Here is a 20,999-nt window from a genome sequence, read left to right on the forward strand (position 1 = left end):
AGGTTACTGTTCTGTGTTATCGTTGTTATTGCCACTATGCTCCTCTATCCATTCCTCGTAAGCCTGCTGGTTGATTTGAATGGCCTGGCGCATATACTTGTAGTCTGGAGTATTGTCATAGTCATTGTCCAGGCGGAACGCTCCCACGCCGCCTTTCGGCCCGTTCTGATGGTTGTAGGCAGCTTGGCGGAGCAATACGCCTCCCGTGTTCCAAGAAGACTCGAAGTTCTCGGTAAAGATATGCTTCCGGTAGTCATAATACTCGCCGCACCAGTTCTGAAGCGTCGATACGCGATAGTCCAAGTAGCTGTCCCCGTATGCCTGCGTGATGAAGTAATCGAAGTAAGGTGCCGATTCCTTATAGGCATTCCAGATTTCGCCGTCAATCATGAAATAGTAATATTTTCCATTCGGGCGCTCCGTGGCTTTCGGGCCGAAATATTTGCCGATTTCTTCCACCAGCACGTGCAGATAGCGTCCGCCGTTGCCTTTCAAACTACCGTCTCCATCGCCGCCGTTATTCGGCTCCCAGTCGATGTCCAGGCCGTCATAGTTGGTGGCGACAATCGTATCCACCAAAGCTTTGGCATATCTCCGGATGGCGGCAGTATGGTCTTCCGAGCCTTTCACGCCGCTGGTGAATCCCCAATACTCTTCGGTGGCCTTCTTGGTCAAGGCTGTAATCTCATCGCTGGAAGCGTCAGGATTCTCTTCTTGCACTTTCTCTGCCACAGAAGCCGGGGTAATGCCCGTTCCGATGTTATGCAGGATGTAGCAGACAAAAACCTTGCCGCCTTTCTTATGCTGGAACGTATTCTTATCCGCAATCTTGGCTTCATTCAAGTCAAACGGGCCACTCCACATCGAGACCATGTCAATGCTGTCCGGCAATGACGTCAGATAACCTTTACGAATCGGGCCTTCCGGAGACCAGTTGCTGAACCAGCCAAAAGATACAGGACGCCCGTAATTCTGAGCGGTAGCTTTCCACGCGCGCAGGTCGGAATAATAAGCTTCGCTCTCTTCATTATCCATCGTATTGTATCCTCCGATATGGTCCATCTCGATTTTCTCAACATCCGTGCACGATGCAACCATCATTCCGAGCAGAGGAAACGCATACAATATTCTTTTCAATATACTATTCATATTCATCATTTTTTAGTTGTTAATAATTACCTGCAATCCCACCACAATCTGGAAGCAGGCGTGTCTGCTTTGTCTTTCAACTTCTGCACAGCCTCCTCATAGTTGGCCCTGTCTTCCTCCGACTGCGAGAAACTCAACGGGTAAACCATCCGGCGAATACCGCCTTCCGTTGTTACGCCTTGGGCCGCCCCTCTGTTATTCTGCACAGGATTCAGCTTCGGATAACCCGTCCGCCTGAATTCTGTCCATGCTTCCTGCCCGTTCGGATAAAGGGCAATCCATTTTTGAATCATGATTTTCTCCAGTTTTTCTTCATTGCTGCCGGTAAACTCGGTCGTGGCCCTTGTCGGAGCGGACGCTCCGTAAGAATAGCCATCGGCCCTGACACTGACAGCCACCGGTGTAGCTCCCGTAGCCAAGTAGGCATCGACTTCGGAAGCCGTAAGGCCGTTTTCTTCGAACGACATCTGGATGCCCTGCTTGTACAACGACTCTGCATCGCCGAACTCCGGCCACTCCAATGCTGCTTCAGCCAGCAAGAAATAAACTTCCGACGCACGCATCCAATAAGTAGGCGTAGAGCTGGTCATGTTCGGCAGCGAGAACAATTCAAACAAGTTATTTCCCTGTACGTGTCCGGGAGGAACCGGGGCATACTTGCTTCCGTCAAAAGCCTCCAGCGCATAGCTATTAGCGGCGTCGGCAGGAGAAAAATACTTGCTCAGGCGCGGGTCTTCGTAACCGTTCAGGTAAGCAAACATGCTTGTACCCATGCGAGCCTCTCCATATTGCGCGGCCAGCCACTCGATGTTATTGACAAATACATACCCGGCACCAGTGCTCATCTGTGCCTCGTCAGTCCTTACGGTCATCACTCCGCCGTCAACAGCAGTCTTTGCCCACTGCTTGGCTTTGTCCGGCGCTACATATTTCAGGCGCATCGCCAGGCGCAGCATCAACGAGTTGGCATACCGCACCCACTTGGCTGCATCGCCGCCATAAACGGCATCAAAATCGGCGACTACCGTTCCTCCCTGTTCGGCCAACGAAGACAATTCAGTCACAGCACTCTGCAAGTCGGCAAACATGGCGTCGTACACCTCCTCTTCGCTGTCGAAAGGAATAACCAAGGCAGCTTCCCCGGCATGTGTATAAGGAATAGGACCAAAGGTTTCAAGCGTCTTGTGCCATGCGGAGACTTTCAGAATCTGCGCCAATGCAAAGGCTTCCGGCGCACCGGCTTTTTCCGATTCCTGCTTTATCTTTTTCCAAGAAGCGAAGGGCTCTGTGTAGGAATTACGATACATGGAAGAAACCCAGTCGTCCTGCAAATAATAAGTCATGTGATTGTTGCCGCTGTACCAGTTGTTGTCTTCACTGAAATAGCCGCTCCAAATATCTCCTGCCAGATGGTAAGACGTTTGATACTGGTTGATGATGTCCGTACCGTCGGCCTGCGTGCCTACGGGGATAACATACCTTTCCAACGTCACCATAGGGCCACCCATGGCAATGCCGTCCATCTTGCCCATTTCTTCCGTCATCTCATACGGATTGGTGTTTATGTCTTCATAGTCACAAGAACCTAACAAGGCCAATGCACAAACACCTGCAAATACTTTATATCGATTTACTTTTTTCATAGTAACATTACAATTTAACTTTAATACCGAAACCAAAACTTCTTACGCTCGGCTGCATGAAATAATCGTTACCTTGCCCATAGGTCCCTGTCGACGGGGTAAGTTCCGGGTCATACGGAGCTTCGCAATAAATCATCCACGGGTTATTGGCAATGAACGACACTGTCACGTCTTTCAATACATTCTTAAACCACGAATTGGGGAAGGTATAACTTAAAGTCAGTTCCTGCAAGCGGATATTGGTTGCGCTATATACGTAATAACCGGAAGTCTGGTAGTCACCCGTACCAATCATTTTGTAATAGGTCTCAGCATCCACTCTTCCTTGTCCGGGAAGCAAAGCCCCGCCCAAGTCGCGTGCCTCGGCCGAAGCCTTTGACACGCCAAAGCGGTCCAAAATGGCTTCTGTGGAAGAAGTGACCACGCCGCCGAAACGTCCGTTGATCAAGAAGCTCAGGCCAAATCCTTTATAAGAGAACGAGTTGTTCCATCCCAAAGTAAAATCAGGAGTCGTCTTACCCAAATATACCGGATCACCGGTTTCCAAACTATAAGATCCGTCTTGCTTGATTTCAACAAAACCTTGGCTGTCTTTCTTGAAGAACGAGTTGGCATAGATGTCGTTGATGCTGCCGCCTTCTTTCAGAATGACACGGCCGTTTTCTTTCAATACCTGCGGAATGTTAATGGGCTCCAGGCTCAGGTCGGTATGATAATCGTGAACCATCTCCTTAATTTCATTGATGTTGCGAGAGAACGTCAGCGAAGAAGAGAATCCGAAATCCTTAAAGGTATTGCTATAACCCAGTGAAGCTTCCCATCCACGGTTCTCCACATTACCTGCCTGCAAATAAATCTGCTTGTAGCCTGAATATTCCGGAAGGTCTCCAAGGAAAGTCTGGTTGTAAGTATTCGACTTGTAGTAAGTCACCTCAGCGTTCAAGTGGTTCCACAATTTCACGCTCAGGCCAAATTCATAAGAGCGGGTACGTTCGGCCTTAAAGTCGGTAAACGGATAGATGCCATCTTCCTGCAAACTGCCACCTACGATGGGAGTCGTCACAGTCCCCGGAGTCAAACCTGAACTTGAAATCGGGGCACCCACTTCTGTATAAGAACCACGGACTTTCAAGTAAGAAATGAAATCGGGAAGGTCTACCATTTCGGAAATGATGCCCGACAAGCCGATGGACGGATAGAAGAACGACTCTTCGTCTGTATTCACCAAACGCGAGTTCCAGTCATTACGTCCGGTAAGGGTCAAGTAAACCATGCTCTTCCAGCCCAATTCGACACTGGCAAACACCGCATGATTGCGTACACGGGAATCTCCTCCGTCTTCAATCGCACGAGCTTTGGAAGAATCGATGTTGCTGGCGGCAAACAAATTCGGAACCAACAGCAACGGGCCTCTGTATCCCTTGGTTTCAGACCCGTAATTAGAATAACTGTAACCGATATTAGCAGAGATATTGAAATCCTTGAATTGCTTGTTGATGTTTACCATGAAATCCGCGTATTCCTGATGGTCTTTGTAGTTATTGTATTCATAAAGACCTTTTGAGGAACCTTCCGTGAACACGTCGTAAGAAGAAGCATATATCTTCCGTTCGAAATCTATATAAGAATCGTCCATGCGGTAACGTGCAGCCACGTTCAACCAGTCGAAAATCTTATAAGTCAAGCCTACGTTGAACATATAGCGGTTCTTCTCGCTGGGAGCCACATTGCGGTAGGCCGTCCAATAGGGATTTTGATTGCCATACGTACCGTCACTCACCGGCCAATACTGCACCGGTATGTTACGGCTCTGGTCGTAGCGTTCGAATGTCCTGATAGCATCCCAGTTTTCACCGCGGGGGAACAAATAAGCAGCCATCACCGGATTCCAATATTGGCCCTGAGACACCATGTTGCGGTCTTTCTGCTTCACATACGATGCGCCCAAATCCAATTGCAACTTATCGTCCAAGAACGTCGATGTATTGCGGATGGTAAAATTCAAGCGGTCATACCGGTTGTTCGGGACAATGCCTTTCGAATTGGTAGACGAAATCGAAGCAAAAGTCTGATTGTGCTCCGTTCCGGTAGACAATGTCAACGAGTTTATAAAATTCGTTCCGGTATTGAAGAAATCATCCTTCGGGTCATATGAGCTGGGCGTCGCCAGTTTGTCTCCCCAGCTTTCAAACACGCCTTCCTTGTTTCCGTATGTATTCTGGAATTCAGGAGTCATATAAGCCTTGCTGAACTCCGTGGAAGAAGAGAATGAAATCTGTAGCTTTCCTTCTTTTCCTTTCTTGGTAGTAATCAATATCACACCATTGGCAGCGCTACTTCCGTACAAGGCCGCAGCCGAAGGGCCGCTCAATACGGAAATGCTCTCAATGTCTTCGGGATTGAAATCGGCAATGCCCTCCGTAGCGGCCCTGGTATCGCCGAGCACTTCGTTTCCTTGTCCCAAATTAGTATTGAACAAGGGAATACCATCGACCACGTACAATACATTATTGTCTCCTTCGATGGACTTGGCACCACGCATTACCACACGGGTTGCACCACCCACTCCACTGGCGCTCCGGTTGATGGTCACACCTGCAATCTTACCGTTCAGTGAATTGACAAAGTTGGCATCTTTGGCACGAATCAATTCATCGGATTTCACTTCTTGCACATTATACGATAATGCCTTTTCAGCACGCTTGATACCCAATGCGGTCACGACCACTTCGTCCAGCACTTCGGTATCTTCCGTCATTACTATCTGCCCGAGGTCCGGTTGCGGTTCCAGCTCCAACGTCTTGTAGCCTATATAAGAAACCTCAATAACGGCTCCTTCAGCTACAGACAAGGAAAAGCTACCGTTGATGTCGGTAATCGTACCGTTGCTCGTCCCTCGCTCGCGGATATTCACGCCTATCAATGGCTCACCCGCCGCATCGACAACAGTGCCTTTTACTTTCAACACTGTCTGCTGTGAGATCGGCAAATCACTTGGTTTTGATGCCCCATTCGGATGGGCAAGCACAAGGCTCCCTCCGGGAAACATCAGCAAAAGCAATAATAATTGCGACAATTTGCTTCTTTTCATAAATTTGGGTTAATTGAATTAGGTAATTAAACGAATAGGTTATTAAAAGTTTCCATGGATTCTTCTTCTACATCAAAATTCATTAGGGATGAATTTACTTCTACCTTTTTTCCGAAGGCAAGCAGAGTTTCTTCTTAAAATATGTTTTCATAATATATGCTTATAAGTCTTTCAATGGTTTAAGATTCGCCGCGAAAATAGAATAAAGCGAAAGAATATGCAATAAATATTCGTTAAATAAATCTTAATCTAAGTAAAACCGCTTTCCGCCATAACTTATGTATCGGAAAAAGCTATATCTTTACACTAACAAGTCTGTTAATCAAATTAGTCAAACTAAAATGTTATACAAGATGGATAAAGAGCAGAACCAGTCACGAGACACAGAAACAAGGATTCTTCAAGCGGCTGAAAAAGAATTCTTTGAAAAAGGATATATTGGAGCAAGAACAGCTTCCATTGCAGAAGCTGCCGGTGTGACTCACGCCATGCTGCACTACTATTTTCGTACAAAGGATAAACTCTTCGAACGGATTTTAGCAGAGAAAATCAACATGTTAGGCGACATTATCCTGAGTGCCATAGGCGATAATCATCTGCCTTTGGAAGACAGAATCCGCCAAGGAGTAGAGCGACATTTCGATTTCATCTCGGCCAACAGAGACCTGCCGCGGTTTATTGTAAACGAGGTACTCACCCGACCGGAACATGTCGAGCTTATGAAGCAGAATACATTGCATATCGTCAGCAACCTCTTGAATAGCCTACAGCATGAGATTGACGAATACGCTGCCCAAGGGCTTTGCCGCCCTGTAGATGCCCGAATGCTACTGATAGACATCGTGTCGCTCAATGTTTTCCCCTTTATGGCAGCCCCGATTATCCAAGGAGCAATAGGAGATTATTATGAAAGTTATGACGAGTTTCTGGCTTTGCGCAAGAAAGAGAACGTGGAAACTGTTTTGAGGAAACTAAAAATCCATTGACTATGTTGAAACTATATTTTCTTTTGGTATTATCACTCTGGGCGGGAACCCATCTTTCTGCCCAGATGACGTTAGAAGAATGTGTCGCGTTGGCACAAGACAACTATCCGCTCATCCGGAAATACGATTTGCTGACCCAGACCAAAGAGGTGAACCTGTCAGACATCAACAAAAGCTGGCTCCCGCAAATCAGCCTGTACGGGCAAGGCACCGTGCAGAATGAAACTCCTTCCTTTCCACAATCCTTGGCACGGCTCATCAGCCAAACCGGTACCCCTGTCTCCGGCCTGAATGAATGGCAATATAAAATCGGAGCGGACATCAGCCAGAACATCTGGGATGGGGGAGCAGCCCAATCCCGGCGGAAGATTGAACATGCCGAAGATGCAGAACGCCAGGCGGCACTGGAAGTGCAGCTTTATGCGATCCGGGAAAGAGTAGAGAATTTGTATTTCGGGATATTGCTGATTGAAGAACAAGTCAAGCAAACCCGGAACATGCAGGGATTACTCCAAAGCAATCTCGACAAGCTGCGGGCCATGCAGAAAAACGGCACCGCTCTGCAAAGCGATGCGGACATGGTGGAAGCACAATGTCTCAACACTGCCCAACAGCTCACCCAAGCAGAAAGCACAGCAGAAAGCTACCGCAAAGTGCTTGAAATATTCATCGGGAAGAGCCTTGCCGGGCAGAAGCTGTTGAAGCCGGAGACGTCGATACCCCAAGACCTGATGCCCGACCGACCGGAATTGAAGCATTTCGAAGCACGGCTGATGGCCAATGATGCCCAAAACGCAAGCATCACCAGCAGCATCATGCCCAAAATCGGCCTGTTCGCCCAAGCGTACTATGGCTATCCGGGACTCGATTATTTCGAAAGCATGATGAACCGCGACCTGTCTTTCAATCTCCTTGCCGGAGTAAAAGTCTCGTGGAACATCGGAGCTTTTTACACCAAGAAAAACCACCGGCAGAAACTCCGCCTTGCATCGGAAAACATTGCCGTGGAACGTGATGTATTCCTGTTCAACACCCGGATGAAAGTCCGGTCGCAACTGGATCATATCCATGAACTGAAAGCTGTTATGAAAGAGGATGGCCGAATCGTAACCCTGCGCGAAAATGTGCGGAAGGCCGCCGAGTCGCAATTGGACAACGGAGTAATTGACGCCACCGCCTTGCTGACCAAGCTGACGGACGAAAAACAAGCCCGGCTCGCTACGGCTTACCACGAAATCCAACTTCTTCAAAGCATTTACCAACTTAAATATACTCTGAACAAATGAAAAAGATAACCTTATTTTCCGTGGCTCTTCTCGCATTGGCTGCCTGCCAAGACAGAGACAAGTATGATGCTACCGGCATCTTCGAGGCCAATACCGTGACTGTATCTGCCGAAACAGGAGGCAAGCTCGTGACATTCGGCATAGAAGAAGGAGACAGCCTGATGGCCGGACAAACGGTCGGCTTAGTAGACACGACCCTGCTGTCGCTCCAACGGCAACAGTTCTGGAGTCAACAACGCTCTGCCGAAAAGTCATCGCCCGACATTGCTGCCCAAGCGGCAGCGTTGAGGTCGCAGATTGCCCACCAGCAAAACGAATGTGCACGCATCGCCCGTCTGCTGTCCGACGGTGCGGCCACTCCCAAACAAAGCGATGACGCGAGGGCGCAGCTAAACACCTTGCGCGGGCAACTGGAAGGCCTGCTATCTACCCTCGACAAAAACCGCTCCTCCATCACCGAAAGTGCCTTGGCCTTGCAATACCAGAAGGAACAGGTCGAAGAGCAGATACGTAAGAGCCGCATCACGGCCCCGACCACCGGAACAGTCTTGGAGAAATATGCTGAACAAGGCGAATATGCCACTCCGGGACGTCCGCTCTTCAAAATGGCCAACTTGGACGGAATCTACCTGCGGAGTTACTTCACGGCCTCGCAACTGGCCCACATCCACATTGGACAAGCGGTAACCGTGATTGCCGATTTCGGCGGAGACGAACGGTATGAATATCCGGGCCGCATCACATGGATAGCGCAGGAAAGCGAGTTTACCCCCAAATCCATCCAGACGCAAGACTCAAGGGCCAACTTGGTCTATGCCGTAAAGGTTGCAGTGAAGAATGACGGCAGGTTGAAACTCGGCCAATACGGAGAGGTACGCATAAGCCAAATGGAAGAAGCTTCCCTCCACAGTGACGAAGAATAGCCCCCATGCCACGGATTTCCGGGAAAGGCAGTGCGGATTCCATCCTTCTGCAACACCAAGGAAATGCCTTTCACTGCAAAGGACAGCCCGGAACAACCGGAAGCATGGACGTTGGTTATGGCAAATGAACTATCCATACGCTTATGAGAAACATCATAGACATCCAAAGACTCACGAAACGGTACGGGAAGTTGACGGCCCTCGACTCTGTGACACTCTCCATCGCCGAAGGCTCCCTGTTCGGCCTCATCGGGCCGGACGGCGCGGGCAAATCCACGTTGTACCAAATACTGACTACCCTGCTGACGCCTGATGAAGGCTCGGTCACCGTGGCGGGACTGGACGTGGTAAAGGATTTCCGGCAACTGCGCACCGAAATCGGCTACATGCCGGAGAAATTCTCCCTCTATCCCGACCTCACCGTCCGCGAGAACCTGCACTTTTTCGCCTCGCTGTTCGGTGTGCGCGTAGAGGACAATTTCGACCTGATAGCTCCGATATTTGCTCAGTTGGAGAAATTCCCCAACCGCAGGGCAGGAGCTTTGTCGGGCGGCATGAAGCAGAAACTGGCCCTTGCTTGCGCGTTGATACACCGGCCCAAAGTGCTGCTTTTAGACGAGCCGACCACCGGTGTGGATGCTGTGTCGAGAAGTGAGTTTTGGAACATGCTGACCACCTTGAAAGAACAAGGCATCACGATTCTCGTCTCCACTTCCTACATGGATGAGGCCGAGCGTTGCGGGCAGATTGCCCTGATGAACAAAGGGAGAATCCTCGACATGAACACCCCGGCCAGGTTGATCGAAGGTATGGACAAGAACCTGTACAACGCATCGGCCGCAGACATGTACCCGTTGCTCAAAGCTTTGCGTGCTCTGCCGGACGTGGAGGATTGCTACACCTTCGGAGCCACACTGCACGTAGTAGCCCGCGACAACTTTAATCCTGATGCCGCGGTCGCCAAACTCCGCCGGGACGGACTGGCAGATGCCAGGATATATCCGGCCCGAGGAAATATTGAGGACTTGTTTATAAAATTAGCCAAGCATGATGAACCAGACAATGACCTTGAAAAATAAAGAAGCCGTCATTTCGATAAAAGACCTGACCAAGAAATTCGGAGACTTCACCGCCGTGAATCACATCACCCTCCAGGTGCGGAGAGGCGAGATATTCGGATTCTTGGGGGCTAACGGCGCAGGCAAGACCACCGCCATGCGTATGTTGTGCGGACTCAGCTATCCCACGTCAGGCAGTGGCACCGTGGCCGGATACGACATCCTCAGCCAGGCGGAGGAAATCAAGCGCCACATCGGCTATATGAGCCAGAAATTTTCGCTATACGAAAACCTGACCGTGTGGGAGAACCTGAAACTTTTCGCTACCATCTATGGCATGTCATCCTCCCAAATAAAGGAAAAGACCGATGCGGCTTTCCGGGCATTGGGCATGGAGAACATGCGGAATGTCATGGTCAAGGAAATTCCCCTCGGATGGAAACAGAAGCTCGCGTTCACCGCCGCTACCCTGCATGAACCGGACATCGTTTTCTTAGACGAACCCACAGGAGGTGTTGACCCCGCTACCCGGCGCAAATTCTGGGAAATGATTTACCGGGCTTCGTCGGAAGGCATGACCGTCTTCGTGACCACTCACTACCTGGACGAGGCGGAATATTGCCACCGCATCTCCATCATGGTGGACGGGCGCATCAAGGCGTTGGACAGCCCGGCAAGGCTGAAACAGCAATACCAGGCCGAGACGATGGACGAGGTGTTCAGAATCGTAGCCCAGGATGCCCAAAGAGGAGGAGACTAATTTCAGGAAGAATAAAACACTCGGAATAGAGAGGCACCGGAAAGCAGCTACCGCATATTCCTCCCTTCTTTATCCCCATGCCCGGTTTTTCATTCTTCATCATTCATTGCTTAATTCTTTATTAAAAAAATGTCGATATTCCAATCACTCATCAAGAAAGAGGTGCTGCACCTCCTGCGCGACTCCCGCACCACCCTGGTGGTGCTGGTCATACCTGCCGTGCTGCTGTTGTTGTTCGGGTTCGCCATATCTACCGAGGTCAATAACGTACGGATTGTGGCCGTGGCAGAACAACACACCGACGAGACCCGGCAGATGATAGACCGTTTCCGCGCCAACTCCTATTTCACGTTCGAAGGCATGGTGCCCTACCACGAGGTGGAGAATCTCTTGCGGAAAGGGAAAGCGGATGCCGCCGTCATCTTCCGTGTGGAAGACGGGAAGTTGACGCACCAAGTCATTGTGGATGCTTCCAACACCACCTTGGCACAGACTGCTACAGCCTATATCGAGAGCGTCATGGGCCAAGGAACCAACGTGCCCGTCGTGACCAACACGCTCTACAACCCGCAACTGAAGAGTGCGTACCACTTCGTCCCCGGCATCATGGGCATGATATTCATACTGATTTGCGCCATGATGACCTCTGTCTCGATTGTCAGCGAGAAGGAGACGGGAACCATGAACCTGCTGCTGGTATCTCCCGTGCGTCCACGGACAATTATCTTAGGCAAATTGGTGCCCTATTTCCTGTTGTCGTGCCTCATACTGGTATTGATCCTGCTGCTGGGCTATACCGTGCTGGAGCTTCCCTTCTCCACAGGCATCATACATGTCGTATGGCTCAGCATCCTTTACATCATCTTGGCGCTGGCCTTGGGGCTGCTTATATCCACGATAGCTGCCACGCAGGTCTCCGCCCTGTTGGTTTCCGGCGTGATGTTTATGATTCCGGTCGTCCTGCTGTCCGGCATGATTTTTCCGGTGGAAAACATGCCTTTAGTCCTGCAATGGTTCTCGTGCATCATCCCGGCCCGCTGGTACATCTCTGCCATGCGTGTCCTGATGATCCAGCAGCTTCCCGTCGGCTACGTCCTGACCGAAGTGCTGGTCTTGTCGGGCATGACAACGGTTGTGCTGGCCTTGGCCATCAAGAAGTTTAACACGAAACAATGAACGCACTATGAACGCAAAGACTTTGAAAATATTGCTCTGGAAAGAAGTTACGCAAATCAAGCGCAACCCCCTTATACGGTATGTGTCTTTTGTCATGCCCATTCTGGTCATGTCCATCATTCCGTTGGTGGCTACACTCGACGTGAAAGATGTGGGCGTGGCTGTAGTGGACAACGACCACACGGTATTGTCACGGCGCCTGATAGCCGACATGGATGCCTCCGAATACCTGTCGGTGACGGGCTGCCACTCCAGTTACGACGAAGCCTTCCGGCAGATAGAAACAGGCGAGGCGGATGTGCTGGTCACCATTCCGAAAGATTACTCGAAGGACTTGGCCAACGGCGGAAGGCCGAAGCTGGACTTGAGGGCCAACGGAGTAAACGCCACTAAAGGAACATTGGGGGCGCAATATGCCACGCTGTCCATAGCCCACACTCTTGCGCAATGGCAGTCGGAAGCCGGTATCAGCCTGCCCCAAGCGACAGCGAACAGCACGGTGAACCTCTACAACCCTACGCTCAACTTCCGCAACTACATGATACCCGCCCTCATGGTCGTGTTGCTCATCATCATCTGCGGCTTCCTGCCCACCCTCAACTTGGTCAGCGAGAAAGAAACAGGGACTATAGAGGCCATGAACGTCACGCCGGTGGGGAGGCTGGAATTTGTCTTGTCGAAGCTGATTCCCTACTGGGTTGTAGGCATCTTGGTCGTCACGGTGGGAATGCTCATCGGCTGGCTGATTTACGGCTTAGTGCCGGAAGGGAATATCTTCAACATCTATCTGGCAGCCATCCTGTTCAGCCTCGTCATGTCCGGCCTCGGTGTGTCCATCGCCAACCGCTCATCCACCATCCTGCAAAGCATCTTCCAGATGTTCGCCTTCATCGTCATCTTCCAGCTCATGGGTGGTCTGTTCACCCCCATCGCTTCCATGCCCCAATGGGCACAGTACATTACCTACGCCATCCCGCCCCGCTATTTCATCGAAATCATGCGTTCGGTCTACCTGAAAGGGGCTACCTTGGCCGACCTTTGGGTGCCCTACACGGCCTTGTCCGCCTTTGCGGGATTGCTTTGCCTCGTAGCCGCCCGGACCTATCGGAAAAGGACATAGGCCCTTGCCTTCCTGAGGGTAGCGCTATGAGGGCACCTCAAAAAGGAGAAACGCTATCATTAGTTTCGCTCAAAACCTCTTTTGAATATTTCATTGAGGTATAGTCTGTCGGGCTGAACGTATGTGAAGCATCTCCCAGCCCTCCAAGCAAGCAGGAGATTCTTCACTTCGTTCAGGATGACAGCGCAAAAGGATACAGGATAGTTCATTTGGATACAGCCTCATAGATTTTGCCCGCCGAGGTAGATTATTGGAAGATAATCCGTACCTTTGACAAAAATTTCAGCACATGAAAAAGATAACCATTGCAATCGACGGCTTCTCCTCTTGCGGGAAAAGCACCATGGCCAAAGACCTGGCACGGGAAATAGGCTACATCTACATCGACAGCGGCGCCATGTACCGCGCCGTCACCCTCTTCTGCCTGGACAACGGTCTGTTCACGGGAGATGATATCGACACTGAACGGCTGGAACAGGAAATGGGAAACATCCGCATCTCTTTCCGCCTGAACCCGGAAACGGGAAGGCCGGACACTTACCTGAACGGCGTCAACGTAGAAAACCGCATCCGCAGCATGGAAGTATCGGCACACGTCAGCCCCGTGGCTGCCCTGCCATTCGTGCGGCAAGCCCTCGTGGCCCAGCAGCAACAGATGGGACGCGAAAAAGGCATCGTAATGGACGGGAGAGACATCGGCACGACGGTCTTCCCCGATGCCGAACTGAAGGTGTTCGTCACCGCTTCGCCGGAGATACGTGCCCAACGCCGCTACGACGAGCTGAAAGCCAAGGGACAACCGGCTGACTACGAAGACATACTGGCCAACGTGAAACAACGCGACGACATTGACCAACACCGCGCCGTCAGCCCCCTGCGCCGTGCCGACGATGCCCTGCTGCTGGACAACAGCCATCTGACCATAGCCGAACAAAAGGCATGGCTGATAGAACAGTATCGCCGGACGTGCGGATTATCGTGACGCAGCAAACAGGCTTCCAATTCCTACCTGCTCCCTACCTCGTCCCTGTCTATACACAAGGACCAGGTAGGGAGCAGGTAGGGAGGAGAAACGAATCTGGTATAAAGATGGCAGGAAAACAAAAAGAATCAGACCGGGAAAAATGTATGGCAAACGTAACAATAGAAATAGACAAAGGCTCGGGGTTTTGCTTCGGCGTGGTAAACGCCATCCGCAAAGCAGAAGAAGAACTGGCAAAAGGCGGAACACTCTATTGCCTGGGAGACATTGTGCACAACAGCCGCGAAGTAGAGCGCCTGAAGGCCATGGGATTAGTGACCATCAACCACGAAGAGTTCGGCCGCCTGCACGATGCCAAAGTGCTGCTCAGGGCACACGGTGAGCCGCCCGAAACGTATGAGACCGCACAAAGGAACAACATCGAAATCATAGATGCCACCTGCCCTGTGGTGCTGCAACTGCAAAAACGCATTAAGCAGGAATACAACCGCGACGACGATTCGGAGAAACAAATCGTCATCTACGGGAAAAGCGGACATGCCGAGGTGTTGGGGCTGGTAGGCCAGACGGCAGGGCATGCCATCGTGATAGAAAGCCTGGAGGAAACCAAACAACTGGATTTCAACAAAAGCATACGGCTGTATTCGCAGACTACAAAATCCTTGCATGAGTTCCGCGAGATTGTGGAATATATCCGGGAACACATGGCACCGGGGGTGACATTCCAATATTACGATACCATCTGCCGGCAAGTGGCCAACCGGATTCCAAACATCCGCGAGTTTGCGGCCTCACACGACTTGATTTTCTTCGTCAGTGGCAAGAAAAGCTCCAATGGCAAGATGCTGTTCAGCGAATGTCTGAAAGTAAATCCCAACTCACACCTGATTGACAGCGCCACAGAAATAGACAACTCGCTATTGGAGGGGGCTGAATCCATCGGTGTGTGCGGTGCCACCTCGACTCCGAAGTGGCTGATGGAAGAGATATCAGAAGCCATCCACGCCTTCTATGCCTCCAAGGAATAAAATCTCCTTTCAGGAACAGGCAAGAATGAAAGCCTGTTTAACAATCGCTCTCTCTGTCATGTTGAGCAAGCGGAGCGGAGTCGAAACATCTCCCTAATGCTTTTCAGGCGCGTAGTGAGGTCCCTCGACTGTGCTCGGGATGACAGGAAAATGAATTTTAAACAGGTTCTGAAGTTGAAATAACATTTTAATGTAAAATAACAGCAGGCAACTTTAGCTTTTTCGTATCTTTGCAGGGTCGGAAAAACGAATTGACCGGAAGACAATAATTAATCCTAAAATAAATACATCATGGGAGCAGTTAAATGCATAGGTATTTTGACGTCGGGAGGTGATGCCCCCGGCATGAACGCCGCCATCCGCGCCGTGACGCGTGCCGCCATTTACAACGGACTGAGCGTAAAAGGCATATACAGAGGATACAAAGGATTGGTGACGGGAGAAATCAAGGAATTCAAAAGCCAGAATGTAAGCAACATCATCCAATTGGGCGGAACCATCCTGAAGACAGCCCGTTGCAAGGAGTTCTGTACGCCCGAAGGCCGGCAGACAGCCTATGACAACATGAAAAAAGAAGGCATCGACGCACTGGTCATCATCGGTGGAGACGGTTCGCTGACAGGCGCACGTATCTTTGCCGAAGAGTTTGATGTGCCTTGCATCGGTTTGCCGGGTACCATCGACAATGACTTGTATGGCACCGATACGACCATCGGATATGACACGGCACTGAACACGATTCTGGATGCCGTAGACAAGATTCGCGACACAGCCACGTCGCACGAACGTCTGTTCTTCGTTGAAGTGATGGGACGTGACGCCGGTTTCCTGGCCTTGAACGGAGCTATTGCTTCCGGAGCGGAAGCAGCCATTATCCCCGAGTTCAGCACGGAAGTAGACCAATTGGAAGAATTTATCAAAAACGGTTTCCGCAAGTCGAAAAACAGCAGCATCGTACTGGTGGCAGAAAGTGAACTGACAGGTGGTGCCATGCACTATGCCGAACGCGTGAAGAATGAATACCCGCAATATGACGTACGTGTAACAATTCTGGGACACTTGCAACGCGGCGGAAGCCCGACGGCCCACGACCGTATCCTGGCCAGCCGCCTGGGTGCCGCAGCCATCGACGCCATCATGGAGGGACAGCGCAACGTGATGATTGGCATCGACCACGACGAAGTGGTGTATGTACCTTTCATCAAAGCTATCAAAAAAGACAAGCCAATCAAGAAAGAGTTGGTGAACGTCCTTCGTGAATTGTCTATCTAAAATTACAGATATACTGATAACTAAAAAGTAAAAGCATCCCTTGTGGATGCTTTTTTTAAGAGCTTGTTTAAAATTCATTTTCCTGTCATCCCGAGCGTAGTCGAGGGATCTCACTACGCGCCTGAAAAGTATTAGGGAGATGTTTCGACTCCGCTCCGCTTGCTCAACATGACAGAGAGAGCGATTTTTTAACAGGTTCTAAAACCATCAAAAATCTATGAGAAAGAATTTTGGAGCCAAACCGTGGACATATCCACAACCCGTTTTTATAGTAGGGACATTTGATGAAGAGGGACGACCCAATGCCATGAATGCAGCCTGGGGTGGTATCGATTATGATGACCAAATCAATCTGTGCCTCAGTGCAGGCCATAAAACAGTGAAAAACTTGCTGGCTACACGTGCCTTTACCGTCAGCATGGGAACCGTAGAACAACTGGTGGCCTGTGATTACGTAGGTATCGTGTCGGGCAACAAGGAAGCAGAGAAATTTGCCAAAGCAGGTTTCCATGCCGTAAAGTCCGAATTTGTCAATGCACCTCTTATCGAAGAATTGCCGATGGCCGTAGAATGTGAACTTATTTCATACGACGCAGAGACATGCCATCTGGTTGGCCGCATCGTCAATGTATCGGCCGACGAGTGCATCCTGGATGAGCAGGGCAAGATAGACCCCGACAAATTACATGCTTTGACGTTTGACCCTGTACACAATGCATATTTGGCAATAGGTGAAAAAGTCGGCAATGCTTTCAGAGACGGCTTGAAACTAAAGGCATGAAAACTCCTGCTGTCATCCCGCCCTTGCGGCTTAATGTCATGCGCGAAGCGCGGGATTATCTGATGATTGCCTTAGGCATGGTGCTGTATGGCATCGGATGGACACTGTTTCTGCTGCCACAAGACATCACAGCCAGTGGCGTGCCGGGCATCGCCTCTATTGTCTATTTTGCCATAGGGCTGCCCGTGCAATATGTCTACCTGGGTGTCAACGTCGTGCTGCTCATCGTATCCATCTGGCAACTGGGATGGAAATTCAGTATCAAGACAATATTTGCAGTATTTACCTTGTCGACATTCTTGGCCATTATCCAGGAAATAACCCAAGATGTACATCTGTTGGACGACCAGCCTTTCATGGCTTGTGTATTAGGAGCATCATTTTGTGGAACGGGTATCGGCATTGCGTTTTCAAACAACGGCAGTACGGGAGGAACAGACATCATCGCTGCCGTGGTGCATAAATATCGGGACATAACGCTGGGACAGGTGATGCGCATCATGGACTTGACCATCATTACGTCCAGTTATCTGGTATTGCACGACTGGGAAAAAGTTGTCTATGGATATGTAACCCTGTTCATCTCAAGTTTTGTATTGGACCAGGTTGTGAACAGTGCCCGGCAATCGGTACAGTTTTTCATCATCAGTGAAAAATATGAAGAAATAGGGAAACACATCAACCAATATCCTCATCGGGGCGTGACGGTGATCAATGCATCCGGGTTCTATACAGGCCGTGAAATCAAAATGTTGTTTGTACTGGCCAAGAAACGCGAGTCGACCATCATTTTCCGCTTGATTAAAGACATCGACCCGAAAGCATTTGTATCACAAAGCGCCGTGATTGGTGTATATGGCGAAGGTTTTGACCGGATTAAAGTGAAATAGGATTATTGCCTGACGACGGGATGGAATTGTCCATCACGCCACAAGTAAGATATGGAGCGGCGGATGAACGGCTTAAGTTCTTCTGCCGCTTCGCGTTCCATATAAGATGGTGTGCCCAGACGGAAAACAAGACTGTCGCCGGTGGCGGTGAGAGTAGCATCAAGCAAGCGCAAATCGGCCTGACGGCGGACGTCACGCAGGCGATAATTGCAAGCCGAATCTGGTATGTCAAGCAAGAAATCTTCTACTTGTGGAAGGACGGGCAGGTAAGAAACCGCAGGCAGAAAATGCCAGCGGGTGTCATAAAAGCGAATAGTACAATCGGGGGCAGGACCATAGACTGTGCTAACGGTACAAATGACTTGTGTAGAATCTGTCAATGGCAACAAGCGCATTTGCCAGGTGCTTTTAGGCGTCATTTGCAAACGGATATAATCCGGCGTCAGAGTAAGCATCTCCGATTTTCCTCCCAAGCGGTTGGTTACCACAGCACGCATCCGGCTGTCTAGGAAATCTATGCAATCGGCTCTATTGACAGGAGTCAGCAGAGGAAGAATGGAATCGGGCATGTGGACGAACAATGTGCGGGCCTCTTGCGCTGAAGCAACTGCAAGTACAGCAAACAGGCAGAGGGTGGAAATCAGTCTTTTCATATCGGTTTTCTAAAAAATTGCGACGCAAAGATGGGGATAAAGTGTGAGACAAACAAGTGCGGCAAAATATTTATTTATACTTTCCTCAAATATATACTTGCCGACCAACAGGCTTTCCAATCTCCCAAACTAAAAGCTTCTTTAAAATTCCTTTTCCCTGTCATCCCGAGCGTTGTTCTCCCCCGCCAAACGGGAGAGGCAAAAGGGGGTATCGAGGGAGTCCACTATGCGCATGAAAAAGTATTAGGGAGATGTTTCGACTTCGCTTCGCTCTACTCAACATGACAGAAAGCGATTTTTAAACAGGCCCTGAATATAAACAAAAAGAGAAGAATTAACGGCTACCCATATAAAGGCACAACATACCCAACAGGACCAATGCCAAATCGACAGCCTTTCCACGCAAATTCTTTTCCTGGAAAACCATCGCACCAAACAAGAAAGAAACAATTACACTGCCCCGGCGCACCATGGAAACCACAGATACCAACGAACCGTCGAGACTGAGGGCATAGAAATAGACAAAATCAGCCGCACTCAGAAATACGGAAATGCCCACTATACACCAGTCCCATCGAAAAGGCTGCGCAGCACGCCGCGGCCACCACAACAACAAAAGTACGGGACACATGATAAAAACCTGATAGACATTGTACCAGGCTTGTACGGCCATAGGCTCCAAACGCGAAGTCAGGAATTTATCATACAATCCGCTGACCGCACCCAAAACAGCAGCCAATACAATGCAAGCTATCCAGCGGTTATGACGGAAATCAATGCCTTCTTTCCGCCCTGAACGGCTCAACAGGAAAAAAGACACGATAGCTAACGTCACACCGGCCCATTGCCAGGCGTTCAGACGTTCGCCAAATACCAGCATGGCTCCAATCAATACCATCACAGGACGTGTGGCATTGATAGGCCCCACGAGCGTCAAAGGCAAATGTTTCATTCCTAAATAACCGAAGAACCATGAGCCCAAGACTATAAATGCTTTGAGTAAAATAAGCAGATGCCCTTCATATCCCACACGAGGCACGTGAAACAGCGTGCCTTCCAACGTTTCCGGCCAACCCAATGATGCAATGATGAATGGGACAAATACCAAACTGCAAAACAAAGTGTTGAGAAACAACACCGGCAACACTGCATTGTCATGCAATGATTTCTTCTTAAAAACATCGTAAAAGCCCAACAGGGCGGCAGACAGAAAGGCAAGAAGCAACCACATAAAAAAACAAAAGATTCAATTGGGGAATATAACGTAGCTATTATCACATGAAGGACAACGGAAAGACTCTACTTAGTATCTGTACACTTCATTCAGTATGAAAGAAACAGACTTTCGGGATAGGTAATATCCGCTAAGAACAAAGCTTGTGCCGGAGCAGAGGTGCCGGCCCTACAGCGGTCTTTCACCTCGATAATATGCCGGAAACCTTCGACTGTCAATTTTCCTCGCCCTACATCCAGCAGGGTTCCTACAATGGCTCGCACCATGTTGCGCAAGAAACGGTCGGCCCGAATGGTGAAAACCCACGTCACAGCGTCTAACCGGGTCCACTGAGCTTCCGTGACATGGCAAATGTTCGTTTTCACATCTGTATGTAATTTACTGAAACTGGTAAAATCCAGATATTCCATCAAAACAGTTGCTGCCCGGTTCATTTCATGAAAATCCGGTTCGTGAAATAGCCTCAAATGATACTGCTGCCGAAAGGGGTCTTTGGCGGTAGTGACATAATAACGATACATTCGGGATGTGGCACTGAAGCGTGCATGGGCTTCCGGCCTTACAGGACGCAAAGCATGTATGGCAATATCAGGAGGCAACAAACGATTCAGCTTATCTACCATCAGCGCACAATCCAACGTTTGTTCGGCATCAAAGTGTGCCACCATAAGCGCTGCATGTACTCCTGCGTCTGTTCGCCCTGCACCTGTCACATCGGTCTCTCGACGCAACAAAATGGAAAGGGCACGTTCCAGACATGCCTGAACGCTTTCCCCATTGGGCTGTACCTGCCACCCGTGATAGTTGGCTCCGTCGTATGAAAGATAAATGAAATATCGTTGCACGTTCTTTATCGGTCTGTTGTTTCAAAAATCCGGATGCAAAGGTACGGAAAAAACTGGAAAAAGAGTTTCACACCTGCCTGGGGTGTTGTATCTTTGCATGATTTTTCGCCCACAAGGCTGTT

General features: G+C 49.8%; 17 protein-coding genes and 1 pseudogene. 12 read left to right on the top strand and 6 right to left on the bottom strand.

From position 1 onward, the window contains the following. Positions 1-3 precede the first annotated feature (3 nt). The 3 genes from M3090_RS06030 to M3090_RS06040 are packed head-to-tail and all read right to left on the bottom strand — an operon-like array spanning position 4 to position 5,883. A complete protein-coding gene (locus M3090_RS06030; RefSeq protein WP_410553175.1) occupies positions 4-1,149 on the bottom strand; it encodes a glycoside hydrolase family 18 in 1,146 nt (381 codons plus the stop codon). Between the two features lie 26 nt (positions 1,150-1,175). Continuing rightward, a complete protein-coding gene (locus M3090_RS06035) occupies positions 1,176-2,792 on the bottom strand; it encodes a RagB/SusD family nutrient uptake outer membrane protein (RefSeq protein WP_249054555.1) in 1,617 nt (538 codons plus the stop codon). Between the two features lie 7 nt (positions 2,793-2,799). After that, positions 2,800-5,883: a SusC/RagA family TonB-linked outer membrane protein gene (locus M3090_RS06040; protein ID WP_249054556.1), complete on the bottom strand. Its 3,084-nt coding sequence runs from the start codon at positions 5,881-5,883 to the stop codon at positions 2,800-2,802. 353 nt (positions 5,884-6,236) lie between these two features. On the opposite strand from M3090_RS06040, the gene M3090_RS06045 reads away from it, so the two are divergent. The 12 genes and pseudogenes from M3090_RS06045 (at position 6,237) to M3090_RS06100 (ending at position 18,145) form a co-directional block, all read left to right on the top strand. Continuing rightward, positions 6,237-6,869 (top strand): TetR/AcrR family transcriptional regulator, encoded by a 633-nt coding sequence (locus M3090_RS06045; RefSeq protein WP_249054557.1) that lies wholly within the window; start codon positions 6,237-6,239, stop codon positions 6,867-6,869. A 2-nt stretch (positions 6,870-6,871) separates the two neighbouring features. Continuing rightward, entirely contained in the window at positions 6,872-8,155 is a 1,284-nt protein-coding gene (locus M3090_RS06050; protein WP_249054558.1) for a TolC family protein, read from the top strand. Beyond that, a complete protein-coding gene (locus tag M3090_RS06055) occupies positions 8,152-9,078 on the top strand; it encodes an HlyD family secretion protein (protein WP_249054559.1) in 927 nt (308 codons plus the stop codon). Before M3090_RS06050 ends, M3090_RS06055 begins: the two co-directional genes overlap by 4 nt. Positions 9,079-9,221: 143 nt before the next feature. Then, positions 9,222-10,157 carry an ABC transporter ATP-binding protein gene (locus M3090_RS06060; protein ID WP_249054561.1) on the top strand — a complete coding sequence of 312 codons (936 nt, stop codon included), beginning with the start codon at positions 9,222-9,224 and terminating at the stop codon, positions 10,155-10,157. A 7-nt stretch (positions 10,158-10,164) separates the two neighbouring features. Beyond that, a pseudogene (locus tag M3090_RS06065) lies at positions 10,165-10,896 on the top strand (ABC transporter ATP-binding protein); the annotation flags it as partial. 129 nt (positions 10,897-11,025) lie between these two features. Further along, positions 11,026-12,072 carry an ABC transporter permease gene (locus M3090_RS06070; RefSeq protein ID WP_249054563.1) on the top strand — a complete coding sequence of 349 codons (1,047 nt, stop codon included), beginning with the start codon at positions 11,026-11,028 and terminating at the stop codon, positions 12,070-12,072. A gap of 7 nt (positions 12,073-12,079) precedes the next feature. Next, positions 12,080-13,192 carry an ABC transporter permease gene (locus tag M3090_RS06075; protein WP_249054564.1) on the top strand — a complete coding sequence of 371 codons (1,113 nt, stop codon included), beginning with the start codon at positions 12,080-12,082 and terminating at the stop codon, positions 13,190-13,192. Between the two features lie 289 nt (positions 13,193-13,481). Further along, positions 13,482-14,174 (top strand): (d)CMP kinase, encoded by a 693-nt coding sequence (gene cmk, locus M3090_RS06080; RefSeq protein ID WP_249054565.1) that lies wholly within the window; start codon positions 13,482-13,484, stop codon positions 14,172-14,174. 146 nt (positions 14,175-14,320) lie between these two features. Further along, entirely contained in the window at positions 14,321-15,202 is an 882-nt protein-coding gene (locus M3090_RS06085) for a 4-hydroxy-3-methylbut-2-enyl diphosphate reductase (RefSeq protein WP_249054593.1), read from the top strand. 291 nt (positions 15,203-15,493) lie between these two features. Then, positions 15,494-16,474 (top strand): 6-phosphofructokinase, encoded by a 981-nt coding sequence (gene pfkA / locus M3090_RS06090; RefSeq protein WP_249054567.1) that lies wholly within the window; start codon positions 15,494-15,496, stop codon positions 16,472-16,474. A 217-nt stretch (positions 16,475-16,691) separates the two neighbouring features. Further along, on the top strand, positions 16,692-17,255 hold the full coding sequence (locus tag M3090_RS06095; protein WP_249054568.1) for a flavin reductase family protein: 564 nt from the start codon (positions 16,692-16,694) through the stop codon (positions 17,253-17,255). After that, positions 17,252-18,145, top strand: a complete 894-nt coding sequence (locus M3090_RS06100; protein WP_249054569.1) for a YitT family protein — start codon at positions 17,252-17,254, stop codon at positions 18,143-18,145. Before M3090_RS06095 ends, M3090_RS06100 begins: the two co-directional genes overlap by 4 nt. 2 nt (positions 18,146-18,147) lie before the next feature. Here the strand turns inward: M3090_RS06100 and M3090_RS06105 are convergent, their stop codons facing one another. The 3 genes from M3090_RS06105 to truA form a co-directional block, all read right to left on the bottom strand. Beyond that, a complete protein-coding gene (locus M3090_RS06105; protein ID WP_249054570.1) occupies positions 18,148-18,798 on the bottom strand; it encodes a DUF3256 family protein in 651 nt (216 codons plus the stop codon). A 334-nt stretch (positions 18,799-19,132) separates the two neighbouring features. Then, positions 19,133-20,029, bottom strand: coding sequence for a DMT family transporter (locus M3090_RS06110; protein WP_249054572.1), 897 nt, complete (start codon positions 20,027-20,029; stop codon positions 19,133-19,135). Between the two features lie 92 nt (positions 20,030-20,121). Next, positions 20,122-20,877 carry a tRNA pseudouridine(38-40) synthase TruA gene (truA, locus tag M3090_RS06115; RefSeq protein ID WP_249054574.1) on the bottom strand — a complete coding sequence of 252 codons (756 nt, stop codon included), beginning with the start codon at positions 20,875-20,877 and terminating at the stop codon, positions 20,122-20,124. Positions 20,878-20,999: the final 122 nt, after the last annotated feature.

It is taken from the genome of Bacteroides sp. ET71 (assembly GCF_023336905.1).
Lineage (GTDB): Bacteria > Bacteroidota > Bacteroidia > Bacteroidales > Bacteroidaceae > Bacteroides.

Excerpts from the sequence above, each read along its gene's own strand:
- M3090_RS06100 (WP_249054569.1), top strand. The coding sequence starts at position 17,252 with ATGAAAACTCCTGCTGTCATCCCGCCCTTGCGGCTTAATGTCATGCGC.
- M3090_RS06055 (WP_249054559.1), top strand. The coding sequence starts at position 8,152 with ATGAAAAAGATAACCTTATTTTCCGTGGCTCTTCTCGCATTGGCTGCC.
- M3090_RS06075 (WP_249054564.1), top strand. The coding sequence starts at position 12,080 with ATGAACGCAAAGACTTTGAAAATATTGCTCTGGAAAGAAGTTACGCAA.
- M3090_RS06070 (WP_249054563.1), top strand. The coding sequence starts at position 11,026 with ATGTCGATATTCCAATCACTCATCAAGAAAGAGGTGCTGCACCTCCTG.
- M3090_RS06045 (WP_249054557.1), top strand. The coding sequence starts at position 6,237 with ATGGATAAAGAGCAGAACCAGTCACGAGACACAGAAACAAGGATTCTT.
- M3090_RS06060 (WP_249054561.1), top strand. The coding sequence starts at position 9,222 with ATGAGAAACATCATAGACATCCAAAGACTCACGAAACGGTACGGGAAG.
- M3090_RS06040 (WP_249054556.1), bottom strand. The coding sequence starts at position 5,883 with ATGAAAAGAAGCAAATTGTCGCAATTATTATTGCTTTTGCTGATGTTT.
- M3090_RS06085 (WP_249054593.1), top strand. The coding sequence starts at position 14,321 with ATGGCAAACGTAACAATAGAAATAGACAAAGGCTCGGGGTTTTGCTTC.
- cmk (WP_249054565.1), top strand. The coding sequence starts at position 13,482 with ATGAAAAAGATAACCATTGCAATCGACGGCTTCTCCTCTTGCGGGAAA.
- M3090_RS06050 (WP_249054558.1), top strand. The coding sequence starts at position 6,872 with ATGTTGAAACTATATTTTCTTTTGGTATTATCACTCTGGGCGGGAACC.
- pfkA (WP_249054567.1), top strand. The coding sequence starts at position 15,494 with ATGGGAGCAGTTAAATGCATAGGTATTTTGACGTCGGGAGGTGATGCC.
- M3090_RS06030 (WP_410553175.1), bottom strand. The coding sequence starts at position 1,149 with ATGAATAGTATATTGAAAAGAATATTGTATGCGTTTCCTCTGCTCGGA.
- M3090_RS06095 (WP_249054568.1), top strand. The coding sequence starts at position 16,692 with ATGAGAAAGAATTTTGGAGCCAAACCGTGGACATATCCACAACCCGTT.
- M3090_RS06105 (WP_249054570.1), bottom strand. The coding sequence starts at position 18,798 with ATGAAAAGACTGATTTCCACCCTCTGCCTGTTTGCTGTACTTGCAGTT.
- M3090_RS06035 (WP_249054555.1), bottom strand. The coding sequence starts at position 2,792 with ATGAAAAAAGTAAATCGATATAAAGTATTTGCAGGTGTTTGTGCATTG.
- M3090_RS06110 (WP_249054572.1), bottom strand. The coding sequence starts at position 20,029 with ATGTGGTTGCTTCTTGCCTTTCTGTCTGCCGCCCTGTTGGGCTTTTAC.